The organism is Rarobacter incanus (assembly GCF_006715765.1).
Taxonomy (GTDB): Bacteria; Actinomycetota; Actinomycetes; order Actinomycetales; family Cellulomonadaceae; genus Rarobacter; species Rarobacter incanus.
On sequence record NZ_VFNV01000001.1, the window covers coordinates 24,368 to 46,773 of the forward strand.

The window sequence follows — 22,406 nt, forward strand, 5'->3', positions numbered from 1 at the left end:
GGCGACGGTGAGCGGCTAGTTCGCTGATCGCTTCGCCGGCGGCTCACCGAGCTCAACCGCTAGAACCGCGATGCCGCCCTGCGTGGAAGCATCCACTTCCGCATCCGGAACGGTTGCGATGTCGACCGGGCCCGTGACGCGACCGGCAGAACGGACATCGTCAAGTACCGCCGCTAGGGCAGCATCTGCCGACGTGGGCACTGCAAGCGATACATCAAGAATCGGCGTCTTCATCGAGACCTTCGCTTCGGACTTGGTTCGGCGCAACGCGGCCAGCGCGTGACCGGCAACGGAAAGCAGCGCGGGATCCGTGTCCCGGGCCGCAGCCCGAAGGTGATCGGACGTCGGCCACGCGGTTGCGTGAATGGAACCTTGCCGCCACCATGACCACACCTCGTCCGTAGCGAACGGCAGGTACGGGGCGAACAATCGCAGCATCGTATCGATCGCCAGGGCAAGGGCCGTGCGGGCCGACTGCGTTAGCGCCGAAAGCTGCTCGTCACCCGCGCCGTAAGCTCGGTCCTTGACCAGTTCGACGTAGTCATCGCAGAACGCCCAGAAGAATGTCTCAGCCAGTTCCAGGGCGCGGGTGTGATCGTAGGCGCGCAGCGCGGCAGTCGCCGAGTCTACGACATCGGCCAGACCCGCCAGCATCGCCCTGTCGAGAGGGACAGTGACCGCTGCGGGGTCCAAATCGATCGTGCTGATGCCTTCCGCATCGGCGCCGTAGGAAAGGGCCAGCTTCGACGCGTTGAGAATTTTGATCGCCAGGCGGCGTCCAATTTTCATCTGACCGACCTCGAACGCGGCGTCGGTGCCGAGCCGCGCGGATGCGGCCCAGTATCGAACGGCGTCCGAGCCGTGCTCGAGGAGCAGCCCCATGGGGGTCACAACGTTGCCCTTCGACTTCGACATTTTCTTGCGATCCGGGTCCAATATCCAGCCAGAGATCGCGGCATCGGACCACGGCAGTTCGCCGAACTCCAGGTGAGAGCGCACGACAGTTGAGAAAAGCCAGGTGCGGATGATGTCCTGACCCTGCGGGCGAACGTCCATGGGGAAGACCTTGGCAAAAAGCTCCGGGTCATCGAGCCACCCACCCGCGATCTGCGGGGTGAGAGAGCTGGTCGCCCACGTGTCCATGATGTCGGGGTCCCCAACAAATCCGCCGGCCTGTCCGCGCTGCTGTGCCGTGTATCCCGCGGGCACGTGGCTGGAGGGATCGATCGGCAGCTCATCCTCGCTGGGTACGATCGGCGCATCCCAGTGCGTTTCGCCCGCGGCGTCCACCGGGTACCAAACCGGGAACGGCACGCCGAAGAAGCGCTGGCGGGAGATGAGCCAATCGCCGTTGAGCCCGGAAACCCAGTTGGCGTAGCGCACCCGCATGAAATCGGGGTGGAACTCAAGGTCTTCGCCCGCGGCCAGAAGTTCGCCCCGCAGATCGCGGGCGCTCCCGTCGGCGCGCACCCAGTCGCGGCCTCCGTTGCGCAAGTACCACTGGCGGGAGGTCACGATTTCGAGTGGCTTGTCGCCCTTCTCGAAGAAATTGGTCATCCGCTGCGTTGCCTTGGGTTCGCCGTCTAGATCGCCCGCGTCGCGCAGCGCATCGACGACGATCTTGCGTGCGGAAAACGTTGTCTTTCCCTCAAGCTCGGAGAAAACCGCGCGGGCGGCCTCGTCCTTGATCCACTCGGGTATTTCGGCCACGATGCGCCCGTCGCGGCGAATGATTGAACGGGTAGGCAACTGCAACTCGCGCCACCACTGCACGTCGGTCAGGTCACCGAAAGTACAGCACATGGCGATGCCTGCGCCCTTGTCGATCTCGGCGCCGGGGTGCGCCAGGACGGGAACCTCGACGTTGAAAACGGGCGACGTCACCGTGGTGCCGAACAGGTGCTGGTAGCGCTCATCGTCGGGGTGGGCAATGAGGGCGACGCACGCGGCCAACAGTTCGGGCCGGGTCGTTTCGATGTAGACGGGTGTGCCATCGCTCTGGTGGAAGGCGACCCGGTGATAGTGGCCGGGGTATTCGCGGGCTTCGAGTTCGGCCTGCGCAACCGCGGTCTGGAACGTCACGTCCCAAAGGCCCGGGGCCTGCGCCTGGTACGCCTCGCCGCGCGCGAGATTCCGCAAGAATGCGGCCTGCGCAACCTTCTGCGCCCGCTTGCCGATCGTCTGGTAGGTGTGCTCCCAATCCACCGAGAGCCCGAGCCTGCGCCACAGCGCCTCGAACTGCTTTTCATCCTCGACGGTGAGCCGCTCACACAACTCAACGAAATTGCGGCGCGAGATGGGTTGCTGATCGGCCGCCTTGACGCTTTTGCCTTCGGCGCCCTGCAACGGCGGCTCGTAGCCCTCGACGTAGGGAAGAGACGGGTCGCAGCGCACGCCGTAATAGTTCTGCACCCGCCGTTCGGTGGGCAGGCCGTTGTCGTCCCACCCCATCGGGTAGAACACCTTCTTGCCGTTCATCCGCATGAAGCGCGCGATGACGTCGGTGTGCGTGTAGCTGAAGACATGGCCGACGTGCAGCGACCCCGAGACCGTCGGCGGCGGCGTGTCGATCGCGAAGACCTGTTCGCGCGTCGCTGTGCGGTCGAAGGCATAGGTGCCATCCTGCGCCCACTGCGCGTCGAATTTTTCTTCCAGTCCGTCCGTGCTCACCCTGTCCGGGACGCCCGCGACCGTGGCGGTCAGCGGGTATTCGGGCACGGCCAAATCATTGTTTGCAGGGGAGGTGCTCATGGTGTCCTATTCTTCCACAACGCTGGGGTGCACAATCGATGGGCGGGCGCGGGGCCTTTGGTTGTCATTTGATCGACGAGGCCGCCCATTGTCCGCATAGTGAGAATCGCTGGTGGTGCGGTTGCGGCCGGGGTGCCCCCGCACCACCATGGACGGTATGAGCGAATCACACACGACGAATGCGCGCCGCACGCGCCGCCGCGTCGTTCTCGCTCGAATGTCCTGTTGTTGTTGATGCGGCCCGCGCGGCGCTGATCGAGCCGCCGCCACCCCGCACGCGCCGCCGCGCTGCCAGCGTCCGATCCGGGTGATCCGCTGGCGTTTCCGGCGGGGCGGGAATCCACTATCGACAAGAACTATTCTTGAGGACCCCGACATGACACCGGCAGCACACCTAGAACGCTACCTTTCGAGTCTTATTCAATCGGTTCGTTCCGAGACGCTTTCCGGGGAGGAAGGCACGCGCGCCGCATCCGCCGTGATCGTCAGCATCGAGCACCTGGTCGCGCAGGATATTGAAGCCTACACGCGCCGGCGCAGCGCGTAGAGATCGCCCCGTCGCTTGGCGTTAGGCGCCGAGCGTGTGGTGTTTAGGCGCCGAGCGTGTGGTGGTTGGGCGCCGGGCGTGTGGTGTTTAGGCGCCGAGCGTGTGGTGGTTGGGCGCCGGGCGTGTGGTGTTTAGGCGCCGAGCGCGCGATCCTTGGCAATGGTTGCGCGCACTCCGGCGACTACGGCGCTATAGAAGCCCTGGTCTTCCATCGCGAGCAGTCCCGCGACCGTTGTGCCGCCGGGGGATGACACCACGTCTGCAAGTTCCCACGGGTTCTTGCCGGATTCGAGCAATAGTGTGGCGCTTCCCAGCACGGCCTGCGCGGCAGCTTCCGTCGCAAGCGCTTTTGGCATGCCGGCTTCGACTGCCGCGCGCGCCAGGGCATCAATGAAGACGAAAACGAATGCAGGCGACGATCCCGCAATTGCGGTGAATGCGGAGAACTGGGCTTCCGGAAGCTCAATGACCCGGCCGACCGCGCCGAATATGCGCAATGCGGCCTCCTTGTGAGCATCCGTGACCAGGTCATTGTGCGCGATCGCCGACATTGCGGCACCCACGGTCGCGTTGACGTTCGGCATCACGCGGACCAACGGCACCTCGATTCCAGCCAGGTGCCGTAGTCGTTCCAGCGTCAGCCCCGCCGCTATCGAGACGATGACCGCGCCTGCGTCGCTGGCTGCGGCTGCGACCTGCGGCAAGACCTCGGGGACCACGTTGGGCTTAACTGCAATCACGACCACATCGGCGCGGGCCGCCGCTTCCAGCGAGGCTGCCACATTTGCCCCGCCGATCTCCTTCGCTAGATCGGCGGCCTTAGTCGCGGTTCGGTCGAAAAGCGTGACATCCGAAGCCGCCACGAAACCCGATCCCGTAATGCCCCGCACTATCGCGCTCGCCATGTTTCCGGTGCCGATGAATCCCACAGTAGTCATAGGAACAAGGCTACCGCGACGTGCGGATAAGGCGGCCGCGGTAGCGAGCCGGAGCCTTAGACCGCCGGATTGCGGACCGCCGCATAAAACAGCGGCCACCCGGTGTCCGCTTGGTTGATCGTCAGCAAGTACGGCCGATCGAACTCGATGGTTCGAACGGGATCGACCGCTGCTCCAGCCGCATCCATGCCGAGTTCGGTGACTGCCGCAGCTTTGGTCCCGTCTTCACTGACGTGGAGCGCTACCTGCTGAGCGACCTGCTGTACGCAAAGGTCGCCCGGCGAACCGGCGATGCCTGACAAATCGGCGTCGGGAGCATCGCATAGCGCGGATCCGAGGCCGAGCGCTTGCAGCGTCTGCGGCGAGCTCAGATCGACCGTGCCCGTGAAATCTAGAATTGGGAGCGCGACTTTTGTGGGTCCAGGTGTGGCAGCGGCCAGTTTGTCCGCGGCCTGCGCAAGCAGGTCGGCCGTCGCAGTTGCCGGGTCCGTCCCCTTCGGTGGCAACAAGAGATCGGCGTATGCCCCCTCAGAATAGGGAAGCCGCAATGCCACCCAACCGCCCGTCAGGTCAGCATATGCGGCGGATTCGTCATTCCAGCCCATCATGGGAACGGTGACTTTGGAACCGTCCAACAACGTGAACGTGCGGTCGGTGGTGTCCCGTTCAAGGAACGGGACCGCCCACTTCGCGGCAAATACGATTGCGCTTTGCAATACGACACGGAGCGAATCGTTGGCTTCGATCGCGGACTGCTTGATCAGCCCGCCGGTGTTCTTCTTCACCCACGAATCCAGGATTTTCTTGCCGGATGCATCGGATAGTTCCGCCTGCTGCATGTTGGCTCCAAACCCGTCAGCCAGGGCGTTCAGGTAGGAGTCGTTGACTGCGAAACCGGTATCGATGACGACGCGATCCGCCTGATGAATGAGGGCGCTATCCGGGAGCGAATCCTTGCCGGCCAGTGCGGGATCGCCGTCGTACTTTCTCATGGCGCTCAAGATCGCGGCGAACGCGTCGCGGCGATCCTCGCCGCTAGCCCCCAACGCGGAGTCGAGATCGCTGAGCGTCTTTCCTTTGGCACCCTCCGCGAGCATCGCCAGTGCGACCGCGAAACTCGAAGGCGAAGAGACCGCCGTCGGGTCTGTGTCACTTCCCAGCGTCGCAAGGCCCAGTGTTCGCGCGGCGGCAACAACCTTGGGCAGCGACGACGCATCCGCGATCGCGACGGTGCGCATTGTCACGTCCTTTGCCGCGAGCGTGCCGCCTCGGGCCGGATCGTATGGCCTGGCGCCGCAGGCGGTCATCGCCAGCACGCTCAGCGCGGCGGCCGTCGCGGCGATGACGCGCCACGAAGGAGACGGCTTGTATGGGGCATCCGGAGCTTCATCGCGTGGACTCATCGCCTCATTCTACGGTCATTTCGTTGTCTCCGACAGTGTTGCTTCTGTCGGATCGCGGCAATGTGAGCGCGGCGAAGTTTGTGCATTGTTTGCGCAAGGTTTGGTGACCATCACCCGCGACTTAGTCGCCTATCCACGTTTCCTTGGTTGCGTTACACCGTGCGCACCACGGGGTGCGTTGTCCGGGAATCTCACGAGGAAAAAGGGACACATATGCGGAAGAAAGTCAGCTCGTTGCGCGGCATGGGTACGGCGGCAGTCGCCGGCGCCATGGTCGGCGCGTTAGCGGTCGGCGGCGCGGTTGCGGTTGCGGCGCAAACCTCCACACCGGCGTCCGTCGCCGATCACGGTGGCGCCCGCCGCAACACCGGCGACAAGACGGCGCAGATCAAAGCATCGCTCGACAATTCGAAGGCAAAGAATGTCATCTTGCTCATCGGCGATGGCATGGGCGATTCCGAGATCACCGCAGCGCGAAACTACGAGTACGGCGCAGCGGGCACGCTGCCGGGGATCGATGCGCTGCCGCTCACGGGCCAGTACACGACTTATTCGGTTCAAAAGGGAACTAACAAGGTTGACTACGTGCCGGATTCCGCAGCGACGGGATCAGCGTGGGCCACAGGCACCAAGACCTACGACAACGCCATCTCCGTGGACACATACGGGAAACCGCAAGCAAGCCTGCTTGAGCTTGCCAAGGCCGCAGGGCTCAAGACCGGAAACGTTTCGACGGCAGAGATCCAAGACGCCACCCCTGCGGTCCAGGCCGCGCACATTTCCGCCCGCTCCTGCTACGGGCCCGAAAAGACCACCGCTTCGTGCACCTCAGAGGCGCTGGAGAACGGTGGCCTCGGCTCAATTTCCGAGCAGTACCTTGCGACTCGCGCGGATGTGACGCTCGGCGGCGGCGCCAAGACATTCTCCGAGAAGGCGAAGGCGGGCGAGTGGAAGGATAAGACGCTGCAGGAACAGGCCGTCGATCGTGGATACCAGATTGTCACGAATAAGAATGAACTCGCCGCAATCAGCAAGGCCGATCAGACCACTCCCGTGCTCGGATTGTTCGCGAGCGGGAACCTCGAGACGCGGTGGAAGCCTGCGATCGCAACCGCGGGCGGCGCGGACAGCACCGTGACGCCGCAGCGTTGCGAGGACAACCCGTCGCGTGACAAGGAAACCCAGCCCACGCTTGCCGAAATGACCACCAAGGCGATTGACCTGTTGGATAACGACAACGGGTTCTTCTTGCAGGTCGAAGGCGCCAGCATTGATAAGAAGGACCACGCCGCTGACGCGTGCGGCCAAATCGGGGAAACCATTGACCTCGACGAAGCTGTGCAGGTGGCTTTGGCCTTCGCCAAGAAGCAGGGCAACACCACCGTGATCGTGACGGCGGATCACGCGCACACCAGCCAGATCGTTGATGGTGCGGTTCCCGGGCTCGGGATCGCGCTTGAGACAAACGAAGGATCCGTCATGCGCATGTCGTATGGGACATCGCCGGCGGGCGGCTCGCAGCAGCACACGGGTTCGCAATTGCGAGTGGCCGGTTACGGACCGGGAGCTGCCAACGTCGTGGGCCTGACAGACCAGACGGACCTTTTCTACACGATTCGCGACGCGCTCGGGCTGCAATCCACCGCCGATCCGACGGCCGCGCCGACATTCCTCACCCAGCCGCAATCGACACAGGTTGCCGAGGGAGGGACCGCATCATTCGCGGCGAGCACAAACGACGCGATCGGATCGATTCAATGGCAAATAAAGCGGAGCAGCGACAAGGAATTCTCGTCGATCGTCGGTGGCACGGGTTCGTACCTCAGCCTTCCTGCGGTGTCTGCGACCGATGATGGCGCGCAAATTCGCGCGGTCGTGACGAATGCGAAGGGGAGTGCAACCTCCCAGATTGCAACCCTGAGCGTGGTGAAGACGAATGCAGGCAAGATCGCATCGAGCAACCAACCCGTCATCGCCGGAACGGTTCGGGTCGGCTCTACGCTTACCGCCACGGCAGGTTCATGGAATGCCGCGGGAGTAGCAACGACCTATCAGTGGATGCGTGCAGGTAAGCCCATCGCCGGAGCTATCCGTTCGACGTACGCGGTGTCGAAGTCAGATATCGGCACGGCGCTGAGCGTAAAGGTGACGGCGGCGAAGGCAGGATACGCCCCGGGAACGGCTAACTCGCTCGCGACCGTCACTGTCCCGATGCTGGCCGTGTCAATCTCGGCGAAGGCCAAGAAGGGCAAACTGACCGTGCGCGTGACAGGGGCTGACGGTGTGAAGGCCGCGGGGTCGGTAGCTGTTACGGCCGGCAAGATTTCCCTGGCATCGGCCAAGAAGCTCTCGCAGGGTAAAGCCACGATCTCGTTGAAGGCCCTGCGGAAGGGCAAGAAGGCGAAGATTACGGTGCGGTACTTCGGGTCCGCGACATACGGCGCGGCAACCAAGAAAGCTACCGTGAAGCGGTAGTAGCGTCGGCTTTCGCCGAATGGCGGGTTGGTCTCCTCACGCGCTGGGGGGACCAGCCCGTTTTCCTTTTCGGTGGTCGACGCACAGGGGGACTGGCCCATTCTCGTTTGGGCCCGGCGGGTAAGACCCGGATGGCGTCCCAGCGGTGTAAAATTGTGGGCAAACGACGTCGATCCGGCTATCACCGGGGAGTCTTCGGAAGAAAAGTGCGACGCGCAGTGCGCGGCACCCAGTAGACCCGAACGGGTGGGCCCGTTATCGCCCATAGTGGAGTGGTTGCGGAGCCTCGGTCCAGATTCTTGGAGCGAGCGAAGCGGCAAGCGGGGTGGTACCGCGGGATTCCGGACTGACTGGGAACTCGTCCTCGCAATGATTGGCCCAGCAACACTCACTTACTCAGGAGACACCAGAGCAATGGTTTACCCTCGCCATCGCGACGATTCGCCCATCCCCGCATCACCCCGTTTCCCCGCCATCGAGGAAGCGACCCTGAAATTCTGGGCCAAGGACGACACATTCAAGGCCTCGCTCGAACAGCGTCCCGCAGGCGAAAACGGTTCGAACGAATTCGTGTTCTACGACGGTCCGCCGTTCGCCAATGGCCTGCCGCACTACGGGCACCTACTGACCGGGTACGTCAAGGACATCATCCCGCGGTTCAAGACGATGCGAGGCCAACGCGTTGATCGCCGCTTCGGTTGGGACACGCACGGGCTCCCGGCGGAGCTCGAGGCGGAGCGCGAACTGGACATTCAGGGTAAACCCGACATCGAGCGCATTGGCATCGATACGTTCAACGCCGCCTGCCGCGCCTCGGTGCTCAAATACACGCGCGAGTGGGAAGACTACGTCACCAGGCAGGCACGCTGGGTCGACTTCGAAAACGACTATAAGACCCTCGACGTCACGTACATGGAGTCCGTCATCTGGGCGTTCAAGACCCTCTATGACAAGGGGCTTGCCTACGAAGATTACCGGGTCCTGCCGTATTGCTGGAACGACCAAACACCGCTGTCCAACCACGAGCTTCGCATGGACGACGATGTCTATCAGGACCGGCAGGACAACACGGTCACGGTCGGTGTTCGTCTCGAAACGGGAGAGTTGGCGTTGATCTGGACAACGACGCCGTGGACGCTGCCATCGAATCTGGCCATCGCAGTGGGACCGGAGGTTGAGTACGTCACCGTCGAACCCGTCGCAGGTGCCCTTGCCGGTGAAAAGGTGATTCTTGCCAAGGCGCTCGTGAGTTCCTACGCGCGTGAGCTTGGCGAGGACGCCCGGATCACCGCCACCTACCCCGGTGCCGACTTGGTGGGCCGACGTTACGCCCCGATTTTCGACTATTTTGCTGACAGGGATCCCGCGGAGGCCCCCGGCCCCCATGCATTTACCGTCCTCGCCGGCGATTTTGTGACAACTGAGGACGGCACCGGGATCGTCCACATGGCACCGGCGTTCGGTGAGGACGACATGGCCGTTTGCCGCGCTGCGGGAATCAGGGCGGTTGTCCCGGTCGACGACGGCGCAGTGTTTACCGCTGAGGTTCCCGACTACCAGGGCTTGCAGGTTTTCGAGGCCAACAAGCCGATCATCACCGACCTGCGTGACGGTTCCGGGCCGCTCGCTCAGCGTCCCGCGGCCGAACGGGCGGTGCTTGTGCGCCAGGCAAGCTACGTCCACAGCTATCCGCATTGCTGGCGGTGCCGTAAACCGCTGGTCTACAAGGCCGTCACCAGCTGGTTCGTCGCCGTCACCAAGTTCCGCGATCGGATGGTCGAGCTTAACCAGCAAATCGATTGGACCCCGGAAAACGTCAAGGACGGGCAGTTTGGCAAATGGTTGCAGGGCGCTCGTGACTGGTCGATCAGCCGCAACCGCTACTGGGGATCGCCCATCCCCGTTTGGGTTAGCGACGATCCGACTTACCCGCGCACCGACGTCTACGGTTCGCTTGCGGAATTGGAGAAGGACTTCGGGCGACTGCCGCTGAACCACGAGGGCAAGCCCGATCTGCACCGTCCTTTCATCGACGAGTTGACCCGACCCAACCCGGACGACCCGACCGGAAAATCGACAATGCGGCGCATCCCCGATGTTCTGGACGTGTGGTTCGATTCCGGTTCCATGCCCTACGCGCAGGTTCACTACCCGTTCGAGAACCGTGACTGGTTCGAGCACCACTACCCGGGCGACTTCATTGTCGAATATATTGGGCAGACGCGCGGGTGGTTTTACCTGTTGCACGTCCTTGCAACGGCGCTCTTCGACCGCCCGGCGTTCCGTTCGTGTGTGAGCCACGGCATCGTGCTTGGGTCCGACGGGCGCAAGATGAGCAAATCGTTGCGCAATTACCCTGACGTTTCCGAAGTGTTCGATAGGGACGGCGCGGATGCCATGCGCTGGTTCTTGATGTCCAGTCCCATCCTGCGCGGCGGCAACCTCATCGTCACCGAAGAGGGTATCCGCGAGGCCACTCGGCAGGTGCTGTTGCCGCTGTGGAGTACCTATTACTTCTTCACGCTGTACGCGAACGCCACGAACGGCGGTTCCGGTTACGAGGCGAAGCGTTTGGAGGCGGAAGCGGTAGGCGACCTCGGTGCGATCGACCGCTACCTGCTGGCGCGCACGCGCGCGCTTGTCGAAGGGGTGCAGGGCGACCTGGACGCCTACGACGTCCCCGCGGCCTGTGAAAGATCACGCGAATTCATGGATGTGCTCACCAATTGGTACGTGCGCACGCAGCGCACGCGATTTTGGGACGAGGACCCCGTCGCCTTCGACGTCTTGTTCACCGTTTTGGAAACCGTCACGCGCGTGATTGCGCCGCTGGCGCCCTTGGTGACCGAGGAGGTTTGGAAGGGTCTTACCGGGGGACGGAGCGTCCACCTCACCGATTGGCCGGACCTGAAAGGAGCGCTGGGGGAGATCCTGGTGGCCGATGACGATTTGGTCGCCGTCATGGATGAGGTGCGGCAGGTGGTTTCCGTGACGCTGTCTTTGCGTAAGGCGCACCACAGGCGCGTCCGCCAGCCGCTTTCCGCGCTGGCTGTTTCGGTGGCCAACGCCGAACGCCTACAGCCGTACATTGAGCTGCTCAAATCGGAACTCAACATCAAGGACGTCGTATTGGTCGAACACACTGCGGCGGCGGAGACTGAGTACGGCATCTCTCGGCGCCTGACCGTCAATGCCCGCGCGGCCGGACCGCGCCTTGGGAAGAATGTGCAGGTGGTCATCAAGGCGGCCAAAGCAGGGGCTTGGCACACCAGCGCAGAGGGGGATGTCGTGATCGATACCGACGGCGGTCCGATTGCGCTGCAAGAGCCCGAATATAAGCTAGAGACCGTTGTCGAGGTGGACGCAACTCAGGACGAGCCAACGCGGGCGGCCGCGGTACTTAGCGCCGGCGGGTTCATCGTGGTAGATCTGGAATTGACTCCCGAATTGTTGGCGGAAGGTTACGCCCGCGACGTCATCCGCGAGGTGCAAGAATCCCGCAAGCAGGCGGGCCTGGAGGTTACCGACCGCATAGTCTTGACCCTTGAGGTGCCGAAAGAACATGCCGCGGCGGTTCACGCGCACAAGAGCATGATTGCCGAGGAAACGCTTGCCACGGCTGTTCAGGTGATCGAATCCGAGGCGGCAAACATCAGCGCCTCCGTGGCGAAGGCGGCCAAGTGAGCGGACCCGATCCCGACGCCGTCCACGACAGGCTGGGCGTCGTATATGCGGAAATACTCTCGCGCGCGCCCGAACATGATATTGACCCGACTCTCGACCGGGTCCGCGACGTCTTGGACCTGCTGGGCAACCCACAGCGCGCCTACAAGGCAGTCCACGTCACCGGTACCAACGGGAAGACATCGACGTCACGCATGGTTGAGTCCTTGGTTCGCGCGCACGGGTTGCGGACAGGGCGGTTCACCTCGCCTCATTTGACAAGCGTGACCGAGCGAATCGCGATTGACGGCGAGCCGATCAGCGCCGAGCGATTCATTGAAACGTACGACGATGTGATCCCATACATCTCGATGATCGACGAACGGTCGGTTGCCGGTGGAGGCCCCAGGCTGAGCTTCTTTGAGGTGCTCACGGTCATGGCGTATGCGGCTTTCGCGGACGCCCCCATCGACGTCGCTATCGTCGAGGTGGGCATGGGGGGACGCTGGGATTCGACTAACGTCATAGATGCGCAGGTGTCTGTGATTACGCCGATTGCGCTTGACCACGTCCGTTGGCTCGGTTCTTCGATCGCGGAAATTGCGGCCGAAAAGGCCGGCATCATCAAATCGGGTGCTACGGCTATAGTCGCCACGCAGCCGCCCGCCGCTCGCCGGGTCATTGAAGCCCGCATCGCAGAACTAGGGGTGCTGGAAGTCAGCGAACCGGACGGCTACTGCGTGATGGACCGCACGGTCGCGGTTGGTGGCCAGGTCGTCACTGTCCGCACGCCCGCAGCAGTCTACGAGGACGTCATGATTCCGCTGCACGGCCGCTATCAGGCGCACAATGCCGCCGCGGCGCTCGCGGCTACCGAGGCGCTTATGGGTTCCGGTCGCGCGCTCGACGGCGCCGTGGTGCAAGAGGCCTTCGGCACCGTTACGTCGCCAGGGCGATTGGAATTGGTGTCCTCGTCCCCTGTGGTTATCGTTGATGCCGCACACAATCCTGCGGGCGCCCAAGCGCTTGTGGAGAGTCTGGACGAGGCCTTTGCATTGCGGAGGGTGGTCGCCGTTGTGGCGATGATGTCCGATAAGGAGGCCGAGGGGTTCCTTGCCGAACTGGAGCCGCACGTCAGCGACGTTGTGGTCACGTCGATGCCCACGGATCGTGCGTTTGAGATAGAGGAACTCGCCGAGATCGCCGATGATGTCTTTGGCGACGATCGGGTCTACCGCGCGTCGACACTGGCCGACGCGATCGACGCGGCTGCTGCGCTCGCGGAATCGGACATGGCGGAAGTCTCCGGTGTCGGCGGTGGTGTAATAGTCACCGGCTCGGTGGTCCTGGCGGCACATGCCCGCACGCTGTTCGGGCGCGACACCGCGTGAAGCAAATCGGCTGGGCATTTTGTTGGCCCGCGCCGACGTGGAGGGGAATGACAGATGAGCGGACAACGCAGGCCAGCGCCAATTCCAGTGCCCGGCGACCGTATCAAGGCCAAGCAGAGCGCCAAGAAGCAGTTCACGCAGAGCACCTTGTTGCTTGAGGCGTTTGTGATGCTTTTCGCGACATTGGTGGTCAATTCGCTGCGCTCGGTGCCGACCCTGTGGCAGGGCGATCCCCCGACCGCCGCGCGTGTTTGGGTTGCGGGCGGCGGACTGGTCGTGTTCCTGATCGTCATCTCGCGGATGTGCGGGACGCTGGCAGGGGACGTCGCCGGGTCTGTGGCACAGATCCCGGTGCTACTCAGCGCGCTGGTGGTCGAGATGATGCTCATTTTGGCGGTGATTTTCGTGATCATTTGGATCGCATCGTTATATTGGGGCGCCAAGATCGACCGCGAGCGTGCGCAGTATGACGCAGCGCACCCCGAAACGGCCCCGAACGTCTAGCTGTCTCGGGCCCGGGGATCGAGGCTCCAGGCATCTGGTCGGCGCGGACGGGGCCTGGTCCGGGGTGGCTAGTCAGCGCCAGCAACCTGTCGCGCAGGCGTGCGTGCGATACCTGTTGTGGAGGCGTGCGGGCGATACCTGTCGTGCAGGCGTGCGTGCAATAACTGTCGTGCAGGCGGGCGCCAACAACTAGCCAAGGAACTAGTCACCGAATACCTTACGGCTCAATCGGCAGGCCCTGACGTTGCTGGTCGGCTTCGCTGACCCGCCTCACCCTCATGCTGTAGTCAGCCTCCTTCGGATTGGCCTAACCTCTTAGGTGGACCACGCGATACCCCCTACGGAGGCAGCGGCGGCTGCGGTTGCTGTGGCTGTGGCTGCTGCAACATCCTTGACTGCGGTTGCTGCGGTTGCTGCGGTTGCTGCAGCATCCCTGACTGCAGTTGCTGCACCCGCATCCTTACATACGACCCAGGTCGTGACAGTGGCTCTGGCACTACCGGTGAGCGCGCATACCGCTGCCGCTCCATCGGCAGCCCCGGCGACCCCGGTCGCGCCCCCGACGCTATCGGTGACTGCGCATACGGCTGCGGTAACAGTGGCGATCGCGTCCGCCACTGTGATCCCGGCTCGACCGGTGACTGCGCATATGGCTGCGGTGAGCCCGGTTCCACGGATGGTATCTGTATTTGCGCGTGTGCTTGTGGCCGTGTTCGCGCCAGTGGCCGTGACTGCGCCCTTGGCGATACTCGCACCTGCGCGTCCTGCGTCGATGCCCGCGCCCCCCACGCTTCTGGTGACTGCGCCCGTAATCCCGGCGATCCCGGTGGCGTTGGTGGCCGCGGTGGTCTTGCTGGTCCGGGTTGTTGGGGTGGGCGTGGTGGGTTGTTACCACCTGCGGGGGACCGCGGGTGGAAAGAGCGTATCGCGTGCGTGATCACGGGTCTGCCGTGACGCATAGTGATGGCCCAATACCCATTCTCGATCGTGCGGTGGTGCGACCAACACAAAAGCACACCGTTATCGACCACGGTCTTACCACCCAACGCCCACGCAGTCACGTGATGGGCCTCACAAGCCAGAGCCGGGATAGTGCAATGCGGAATCACACACGTATTACCATCACGAGCCGCGATCGCTCTTCGCTGATGCGCAGAAAAAACCCGCGAGGGGGTCTCTAAAACCACAACCCGCCCACCAGGCTCCGTCCACACACGCTGAATACCACCATTACAAGCCCACTGCTCAATCATCGAGCGAGGAACAGACTCATCCCCAATCAAACCCGCCGGCGCCAACACATCACTACCCCGGTCAGCCGCAATCGTCACCAACACAGGCACAACCCCACCAAACCTGCCCGACCCCACCGAGCGTGGTCCACCCTCAGACCACTGACCCGACCCCACCGGGTGTGGTCTACCATCAGGCTGTTGACCCGACCCCACCGAGCTTGACAGGTCCTGGGGTTGTTGACCCGACTCGTCAACACACCCAAGCACTGTTGCCGGGCGTGATAGGTCCTCGAGTTGGTGGGCCGCCAGACACTGCGTCACAAGAGCAGCAAACAAATCCGCACCAATTTGGCGAAGCGTCCTACGATCATCACGCGCCCGCACAACATCACCACCCACCACCACCCCCACACCAGACGCACCACCCGCCGTAGACACACCAGCCGCACCACCCGCAGTGGACGCCGTGGACGCGGTGGACGCGGTAGACGCGGTGGACGCGGTGGCCGTACCGCCCGCGGTGGTCGTACCGCCAGCGGTGGCCGTACCGCCCGCGGTGGTCGTACCGCCAGCGGTGGCCGTACCGCCCGCGGTGGTCGCGTCGCCCGCGGTGGCCGTCAGCCCGCCCGTGCTGGTCGTGTTGGTGGGGGTGGGTGGTTCTTGAGGGCCTGTTTCGCGTGTAGTAACCAGACGGGCTCTTTGCGCATCCATCATCGCGTGGAAACGAGCAGCAACATCCGAAGGCACCCCACCACGAACAGCATGCAACCCCCCAACAGCACGCGTCGAGACCCACAACTGCCGATTCTTATGCGCTACATCCCCACGCGGCTCAACACCATCAGGATCAATCCGGTCTTTCCACACCCTAGCCGCACGAGCAACAAGATCACACGAATACGCCACACCAGCACCCGGACCATCCTGAATACCACCAGTAGCCATATCAACCAAACCACGCTGCGCAGCCACAAAACTACCCTCATCAGCCCGACCCCACGCATCCGACAAACCCACCACAATCGCATTCGCAGTCTCTAAACCAACCCCACCCCGACCCACCACACCAGCCACAACACTAAACCGCGGCTCCAACACCTCACCGGTAAGCATCACCCGATCCGCCGTAGCCCCCGCAACACCAACCAACATCCGAGCACACCGCGCACTAACACCAGTCACACCCTCAACCAACGACACCGCATTCCTATACCCATGCCGAACCGCCACATCCTGATCACCATCACCAACCCCACACCGGCCAACAATCTGACCAACCAACCCCACCGCCTCACACTCCAACACCCGAATACGCTCATACACCCCCGCCAACCGCCCCACCAACACATCACCAACATCAACACCAACACCAACGGCATCGGCAGTGGAGGCGGCAACGTCGGCGGCAACGTCGGCGACAGCAGCAGTGGAGGCTTTGACGGCAGCAGCCGTGGCGGCAGCGGCAGAGGCAGAGGCGGCAGAGGCAGAGGCGGTGGGGGCGTCAACGGCAGCGGATGCGGCAGCGCCAGCCGTGGCGGCAGCGGCAGAGGCAGAGGCGGCAGAGGCAGAGGCGGTGGGGGCGTCAACGGCAGCGGATGCGGCAGCGCCAGCCGTGGCGCTAGCGCCACCGCCCGCAGGAACGCCAGCGCTCTTGCGGGCTCGCACGCCGCCAGCACCCGCGCGGTCACCCCCGCCGGGCGCGACCGCGCGGGCCGAGGGTACGTCGGCCCTTGTTACAACATTCTCCCCATCCATGAAACAAGTGTTGCATGAGCCTGTGACATTGTCGCGCCCAAAGCCCAACCAAACCAGCCCACCCCACGACCAATCGCCACCGCGACCAGCACTTTCAGACCCAACAAATTCACCACAAAACACACGCCACGACACCCCGAGACGACGCCACAGCACACAGCCGCCAGCCACCGCCCCACCAGCCGCCCAGCCGCCCAGCCGCCAGCCACCGCCCCACCGGCCGCCTACGCGCCCACGCGTCCACGGGCCACGCGCCCACGGACCGCGCCACACTGAACCGTTCCTCCAACGCAGGCAAAGGGACGCCACAACCGCCCCAATCCGACCCTCGCGCCGGCCGGCGCGCCGACCTTTATGCTGGTTGGTATGACTTTTGAACAAGAACGCACACTGATCCTTGTCAAGCCCGACGGGGTTGAGCGGGGACTCACTGGCGAGGTGGTGCGCCGCATCGAGGCCAAAGGCTACCGTTTGGTTGCTGTAGAAATGCGGACCGCACCCCGCGACCTCTTAGAACTGCACTACGCGGAACATGCGGGCAAGTCGTTCTTCGAACCGCTAGTTGAGTTCATGGCGTCGGGGCCGGTCGTGGCCATCGTCGCCCAAGGTGACCGGGTGATAGAAGGATTTCGTTCGCTCGCTGGGGCGACGGACCCAACCAAGGCCGCACCCGGCACGATCCGGGGCGATCTCGGGCGGGCCTGGCCGACCGCCGTTACGCAGAACATTGTCCACGGGTCGGATTCTCCTGAATCCGCGGAGCGCGAAATCGGGATCTGGTTCCCGCTGCTCGGCGAATGAATGGGCGCGGTTGCGCCCTGCGGCGCCTCGCGCGCGTAGGCGGCTAACACCATGTATCTCAAGACACTCACGCTGCGCGGGTTCAAGTCGTTCGCTTCGGCGACAACCTTGCAATTCGAGCCTGGTGTCACGTGCGTCGTTGGACCGAACGGCTCGGGCAAATCCAATGTCGTCGATGCACTCGCGTGGGTTATGGGGGAGCAGGGCGCAAAGACACTGCGCGGCGGCAAGATGGAGGATGTCATCTTCGCCGGGACGGCGGGGCGCGCACCCTTGGGGCGCGCTGAGGTTTCGCTCACGATCGACAACGGCGATGGGGCGCTGCCCATCGACTTCGCCGAGGTAACTATCTCGCGCACGTTGTTTCGCAATGGCGGGTCCGAATACGCGATCAATGGCTCACCGTGCCGCCTCCTTGATGTGCAGGAATTGCTCTCCGACACCGGTATGGGTCGACAGATGCATGTCATCGTCGGGCAGGGACAATTGGACGCAATCCTGCGTGCCACCCCCGAGGAACGCCGCGGTTTCATCGAGGAGGCCGCCGGCGTGCTCAAACACCGTCGCCGCAAAGAAAAGGCACTGCGCAAGCTAGATTCGATGGCAGCGCACCTGACGCGCCTGCAAGACCTGACGGCAGAGGTACGGAGGCAATTGGGGCCGCTCGCCAAGCAGGCGCAGGTCGCTCGCAAGGCAACGCTCATCCAGGCGGACTTGCGCGACGCTGCCGCACGGCTCCTCGCCGACGACCTGGCGCAGGTGATGGCAAGTCACGCCCGGGAGGAAGCCGATCTCGCCGAATTCGAGCGGCAGCGGCGCGAAGTTGCGGCCGACCTCGATGCGTTGGAGACCGAGATTCAACAGGCCCGCGAACGCATCTCGCGGGCCGCGCCGGAAGCCGACGCCGCCGCCGAAACCTGGTACAGGCTATCGTCGGTGCGGGAACGGTTGCGCGCGCTGCGGGCGCTCGCAGTGCAGCGGGTGCAGTTGCTGTCGGAGGTGAAACCCGAATCCCTGGGAACCGATCCGCAGGATCTGGTCGATCAGTCCGAGCGTGTCCGTGCCGCGGAGAGGGCACTTGGCATCGAGGTCGCCGAAGCGGAAGAGACCGTGAGGATCGCTGCGGCGGCCACTGCTGCCGCGGAGACGTTGGCGCGCGCAACCTCCCAAGAACTGCGGGATCTGCAACGCGCCATTGCCGATCGTCGCGAGGGCGTTGCGAAACTGGCCGGGGCCGTTGACACGCACCGCGGCAGACTCGAATCAGCCCAGGCAGAAATCGCGGCAGACGACCAGCGGCTCGCGGCGCTGGCGGCATCCATCTCGTCCCTGGAGCGTGAGTACCGTGCCGTCGAGATGGAAGTGGCGGACGTCGAGGCCGGTGAAGTAGATCTCGATGAGGCCTATGAGCGTGCGAGTTCGGAGCTGGACAGGGCGAAGGCCGTGCGGAACCAATACGCCGCGGAAATCCGCGAGTGCGAACGCGAGGTCGCATCGACCCGCGCGCGGCGAGAGGCACTCGACATGGCGCTGACCCGCCGTGACGGCGCGGGCGCCCTACTCGCTGAAGAATCCGGGGACCTTGTTCTGGGGTCGTTGGCCGCTGCCATCTCGATCACAGCGGGGTACGAGGCGGCCGTGAACGCAGCGTTGGGCACCTACGCGGATGCGGTTATCGTTGCCGATGCGCAGCGGGCGACCGCTGCCCTCGCGTGGTTGCGCTTGGAGGAGGCGGGCCGCTCCGCGATCATTATCGACGACGGCGGGCCCAGCGCGGAGCCACCGGCATCCGTCGCGGGGACTGCCCTGCTCGACGTGGTTGCCCCGGCAGATCACGTGCGTGCCGCCCTCACCGCATTGCTGGCCGACGTCGTGGTCACCCAAGATATGGACGAGGCCCGCCAGGTTCTGGCGGAACATCCCCAGGTGCGGGTCGTGACGATGCAGGGGGACCTGCTGTCGACCACCCACGCGTGGGGCGGATCGGAATCCGCGCCGTCGGTGCTGCAACTCCAGGCCGAATTCGATGCAACTAATCGTCGCTTGGACGAGACCGAAAGGAGGTTGGCGGCGCTCGTCGAAAGGAAAAATGAAGCCGACCGCGCCGTTGCTGCCAACCAATCCGCCTACGATATTGCGCTTTCGACGCTGCACGAGTCGGACGCGAAAATCAGCGGGGTGGCGGCGCGCCTGGCGCGTTTGGGAGAACAGATCCGCACCGCGAAGGCGGGCGTGGCCGATCGCACCAAGGCGCGGGAGACCCGGATCGCGCAGATCGAGATCCTGAACGCCGCGCTGCGCGGGGCCGAAGAGAGGCTGGCCGCTGCAGACCTGGACCCGCGAGAATCGAATGATCGCATCGACCAGCTCGGGCGCCGGGCCGCCGAGCTCGAACGCGATCTGGCCGCTGCACGTGCGTCGGAAACCGAGGCGAAACTGGTGCTGCGCACCAGCCAGGAGCGCGCGCGGGCGCTGGCGGGCAAGGCCGATTCGCTGTTGCGGGCGGCCGATAAGGAACAAGCGCGGCGCCGAGAGATGAGGGCGCAGGCCGCCGCACGGGAGAGCGGAATTGCGCGGGCTCATGAAGTCGTGGACGGCGTCGACATGACGCTGCAAAGGATCGAGGGATCGCTGGAGCAGGCGGCGCAGGTACGCGACGCGCTGCAATCCGAGCGCAAGAAGCTCGACGCTGACGTGATCGCGCTGCAGCAACGCAAAGAGGAACTGCGTACGCGTGGCGCGAGGATTATTGATCGTGCCCACAGGGAAGAAATTGCGCAGGCGCAACGCCAGGCGCAGCTGGCCCAGGTGCGGGCGCGCGCGGGCGACGAACTGGGCATCGACCCGGACGTGCTGATCGAGGAGTACGGCCCGCACGTGCCGGTGCCGACTCCCGCGCCGACCGATGACGACCCCGATGCGCTGGCATCGCGGCCGTATGTCCGCGCCGAGCAGGAAAAACGGCTGAAGGCCGCCCAGCGGGCCATGACGTTGCTGGGGCGGGTCAACCCGCTGGCCATGGAGGAACACGCGGCACTCGACGAACGGCACCGTTTCCTCACGGAGCAGTTGGCGGACCTGAAGCGGTCCCGTGCCGACCTGCTGCACATCGTCGCCGAGGTGGATGAACGCGTTGAACGGGTGTTCACGGAGGCCTTCGCCGACATGCAGGAGCAGTTTGCACACGTCTTTTCGCGGCTCTTTCCCGGGGGCGAGGGCAAGCTCGTATTGACCGACCCGACGGACATGCTGGCGACCGGCATTGAGGTCGAGGCCCGCCCGGCCGGTAAGAAGGTCAAGCGGCTCTCGCTCCTGTCCGGTGGTGAACGGTCGTTGGCGGCGATCGCGATGCTGGTGGCGATTTTCAAGGCGCGCCCCAGCCCGTTCTATGTGATGGACGAGGTCGAGGCCGCCCTTGACGACGTGAACCTCGGGCGATTGCTGGGGATCTTCCGCGAACTGCAACACGACTCGCAACTAATTGTGATCACACACCAGAAACGAACCATGGAAATCGCAGATGCCCTGTACGGCGTCACCATGCGCGGCGACGGGGTGACCACGGTCATCTCGCAGAAACTCACCGAGGCCGCCGAATGAGGTGACGCGTTCGTGCCACACTTGATGCGTGAATGAACTGACTTCGACTCCAGGCCTGATCGTCATCGCAATCGCTCTGATCGCGATCGTCACCGTAAGTTTGACGTTGGTGCGCCAGCGCCGGCGCCCCAGCGACACGATAGAGACCCCGCCCACCGCCCCGAGGGCGCAGACGGCGGTCGACCAAGAGATCGAAATCGTAGATGAGGGGCTGGCTCCGGACGCGGTTGCCGGGCCGCCCGCACCCGCAATCGAAGAGCCGGAACCCGTCGTCGGCCGGTTCCGCCGACTCAAGGCGCGCTTGGCCCGCTCGGGTTCGCCCCTGGGCGCGAAGCTGCTAGAGGTTTTGAGCAGGGATTCGCTCAGCGAAGACGACTGGGATGAAATCGAGGAACTACTGCTTCTTGCCGACATGGGGGCGGGGCCTGCCGGGGAACTCCTCGACGATCTGCGCACGGAGGTGCGGGTGCGCGGGCTTGCCGATCCCGCGCAGGTGCGCGACCTACTGCGCGAAAAGCTCGTGGCCCTGGTCAACCCGGATCTGGATCGTACGCTCAACCTGGCCGGGGGCACTGACGAACAAGGGGAGCCCTTGCCCGCAGTCGTGCTCGTGGTCGGGGTCAATGGTGCCGGGAAGACGACAACGGTGGGGAAGCTGACACGCGTGCTCGTGGCTGAAGACAAATCCGTGTTGCTCGGCGCTGCCGACACTTTCCGCGCCGCGGCCGCGGACCAGTTGCAAACGTGGGGAGCCCGAGTTGGCGTCGAGACCGTGCGATCGCAACGCGACGGCGCCGATCCCGCCTCGGTTGCATTCGACGCGGTCAAGGAGGCGAAGGCGCAGGGCGTCGATGTGGTGCTTGTCGATACTGCCGGACGATTGCAGAACAAGACCGGACTCATGGATGAGCTCGGCAAGGTTTCTCGCGTCATCCAAAAGGAAGCGCCGCTGAGCGAGGTGCTCTTGGTGCTCGACGCCACCACCGGACAAAACGGATTGACGCAGGCGCGGGTGTTCACCGAAGTTGCGGGGGTGACCGGAATCGTTCTAACAAAACTGGACGGCACCGCAAAGGGCGGAATCGTCGTTGCCGTGCAGCGTGAGCTCGGGGTTCCCGTCAAGTTGGTGGGATTGGGCGAGGGGCCGGACGATCTAGCTCCGTTCGATCCGGACCAGTTCGTCGACGGATTGTTGGGCGACCAGTAGGCGGCGGGCTCCCATGTGAGGGCGCCGCGTAACGCAGTGTTTACTTTCGCTGCGACAGCGATACAAAGCTGAAACGTGGATGCGCGCCAAATGAAATCCCCCTCGACCAGAGTTATTGCTGAGGCCAGCCACAAGG

At 64.0% G+C, this 22,406-nt stretch carries 13 protein-coding genes; 9 read left to right on the top strand and 4 right to left on the bottom strand.

Going from position 1 to position 22,406, the window contains the following annotated elements; genetic code table 11:
* Window positions 1-15 precede the first annotated feature (15 nt).
* A complete protein-coding gene (valS, locus tag FB389_RS00115; protein ID WP_142110814.1) occupies window positions 16-2,751 on the bottom strand; it encodes a valine--tRNA ligase in 2,736 nt (911 codons plus the stop codon).
* Window positions 2,752-3,127: 376 nt separating this feature from the next.
* On the opposite strand from valS, the gene FB389_RS10350 reads away from it, so the two are divergent.
* Window positions 3,128-3,298 (top strand): hypothetical protein, encoded by a 171-nt coding sequence (locus FB389_RS10350; RefSeq protein WP_170207799.1) that lies wholly within the window; start codon window positions 3,128-3,130, stop codon window positions 3,296-3,298.
* Window positions 3,299-3,429: 131 nt separating this feature from the next.
* Here FB389_RS10350 and proC read toward each other — a convergent pair whose 3' ends face one another.
* Window positions 3,430-4,236 carry a pyrroline-5-carboxylate reductase gene (gene proC / locus FB389_RS00120; protein WP_142110815.1) on the bottom strand — a complete coding sequence of 269 codons (807 nt, stop codon included), beginning with the start codon at window positions 4,234-4,236 and terminating at the stop codon, window positions 3,430-3,432.
* 56 nt (window positions 4,237-4,292) lie between these two features.
* Window positions 4,293-5,639, bottom strand: coding sequence for a serpin family protein (locus FB389_RS00125; RefSeq protein ID WP_211344923.1), 1,347 nt, complete (start codon window positions 5,637-5,639; stop codon window positions 4,293-4,295).
* A 213-nt stretch (window positions 5,640-5,852) separates the two neighbouring features.
* Between FB389_RS00125 and phoA the strand changes: the two genes are divergently transcribed.
* The 4 genes from phoA to FB389_RS00145 all read left to right on the top strand — a co-directional run bounded on the left by phoA (window position 5,853) and on the right by FB389_RS00145 (window position 13,672).
* Window positions 5,853-8,114, top strand: coding sequence for an alkaline phosphatase (phoA, locus tag FB389_RS00130; protein WP_142110816.1), 2,262 nt, complete (start codon window positions 5,853-5,855; stop codon window positions 8,112-8,114).
* 414 nt (window positions 8,115-8,528) lie between these two features.
* Window positions 8,529-11,798 carry an isoleucine--tRNA ligase gene (ileS, locus tag FB389_RS00135; RefSeq protein ID WP_142110817.1) on the top strand — a complete coding sequence of 1,090 codons (3,270 nt, stop codon included), beginning with the start codon at window positions 8,529-8,531 and terminating at the stop codon, window positions 11,796-11,798.
* Window positions 11,795-13,168, top strand: a complete 1,374-nt coding sequence (locus tag FB389_RS00140) for a bifunctional folylpolyglutamate synthase/dihydrofolate synthase (RefSeq protein WP_142110818.1) — start codon at window positions 11,795-11,797, stop codon at window positions 13,166-13,168. The genes ileS and FB389_RS00140 overlap by 4 nt, the downstream gene beginning before the upstream one ends.
* A gap of 54 nt (window positions 13,169-13,222) precedes the next feature.
* Window positions 13,223-13,672, top strand: a complete 450-nt coding sequence (locus tag FB389_RS00145) for a DUF4233 domain-containing protein (RefSeq protein ID WP_142110819.1) — start codon at window positions 13,223-13,225, stop codon at window positions 13,670-13,672.
* 338 nt (window positions 13,673-14,010) lie between these two features.
* Here FB389_RS00145 and FB389_RS10885 read toward each other — a convergent pair whose 3' ends face one another.
* The gene (locus tag FB389_RS10885) at window positions 14,011-14,925 is read right to left on the bottom strand and encodes an HNH endonuclease signature motif containing protein (protein WP_342776005.1); all 915 of its coding nucleotides are present in this window, start codon (window positions 14,923-14,925) and stop codon (window positions 14,011-14,013) included.
* Window positions 14,926-15,364: 439 nt separating this feature from the next.
* On the opposite strand from FB389_RS10885, the gene FB389_RS00150 reads away from it, so the two are divergent.
* The 4 genes from FB389_RS00150 (at window position 15,365) to ftsY (ending at window position 22,270) form a co-directional block, all read left to right on the top strand.
* Window positions 15,365-15,571 carry a hypothetical protein gene (locus FB389_RS00150; protein WP_142110820.1) on the top strand — a complete coding sequence of 69 codons (207 nt, stop codon included), beginning with the start codon at window positions 15,365-15,367 and terminating at the stop codon, window positions 15,569-15,571.
* Between the two features lie 1,457 nt (window positions 15,572-17,028).
* The gene (ndk, locus tag FB389_RS00155; protein WP_142110821.1) at window positions 17,029-17,463 is read left to right on the top strand and encodes a nucleoside-diphosphate kinase; all 435 of its coding nucleotides are present in this window, start codon (window positions 17,029-17,031) and stop codon (window positions 17,461-17,463) included.
* A gap of 51 nt (window positions 17,464-17,514) precedes the next feature.
* On the top strand, window positions 17,515-21,063 hold the full coding sequence (gene smc, locus FB389_RS00160) for a chromosome segregation protein SMC (RefSeq protein ID WP_142110822.1): 3,549 nt from the start codon (window positions 17,515-17,517) through the stop codon (window positions 21,061-21,063).
* Window positions 21,064-21,091: 28 nt separating this feature from the next.
* Window positions 21,092-22,270 carry a signal recognition particle-docking protein FtsY gene (gene ftsY, locus FB389_RS00165; RefSeq protein WP_142110823.1) on the top strand — a complete coding sequence of 393 codons (1,179 nt, stop codon included), beginning with the start codon at window positions 21,092-21,094 and terminating at the stop codon, window positions 22,268-22,270.
* The last annotated feature ends 136 nt before the right edge of the window (window positions 22,271-22,406 follow it).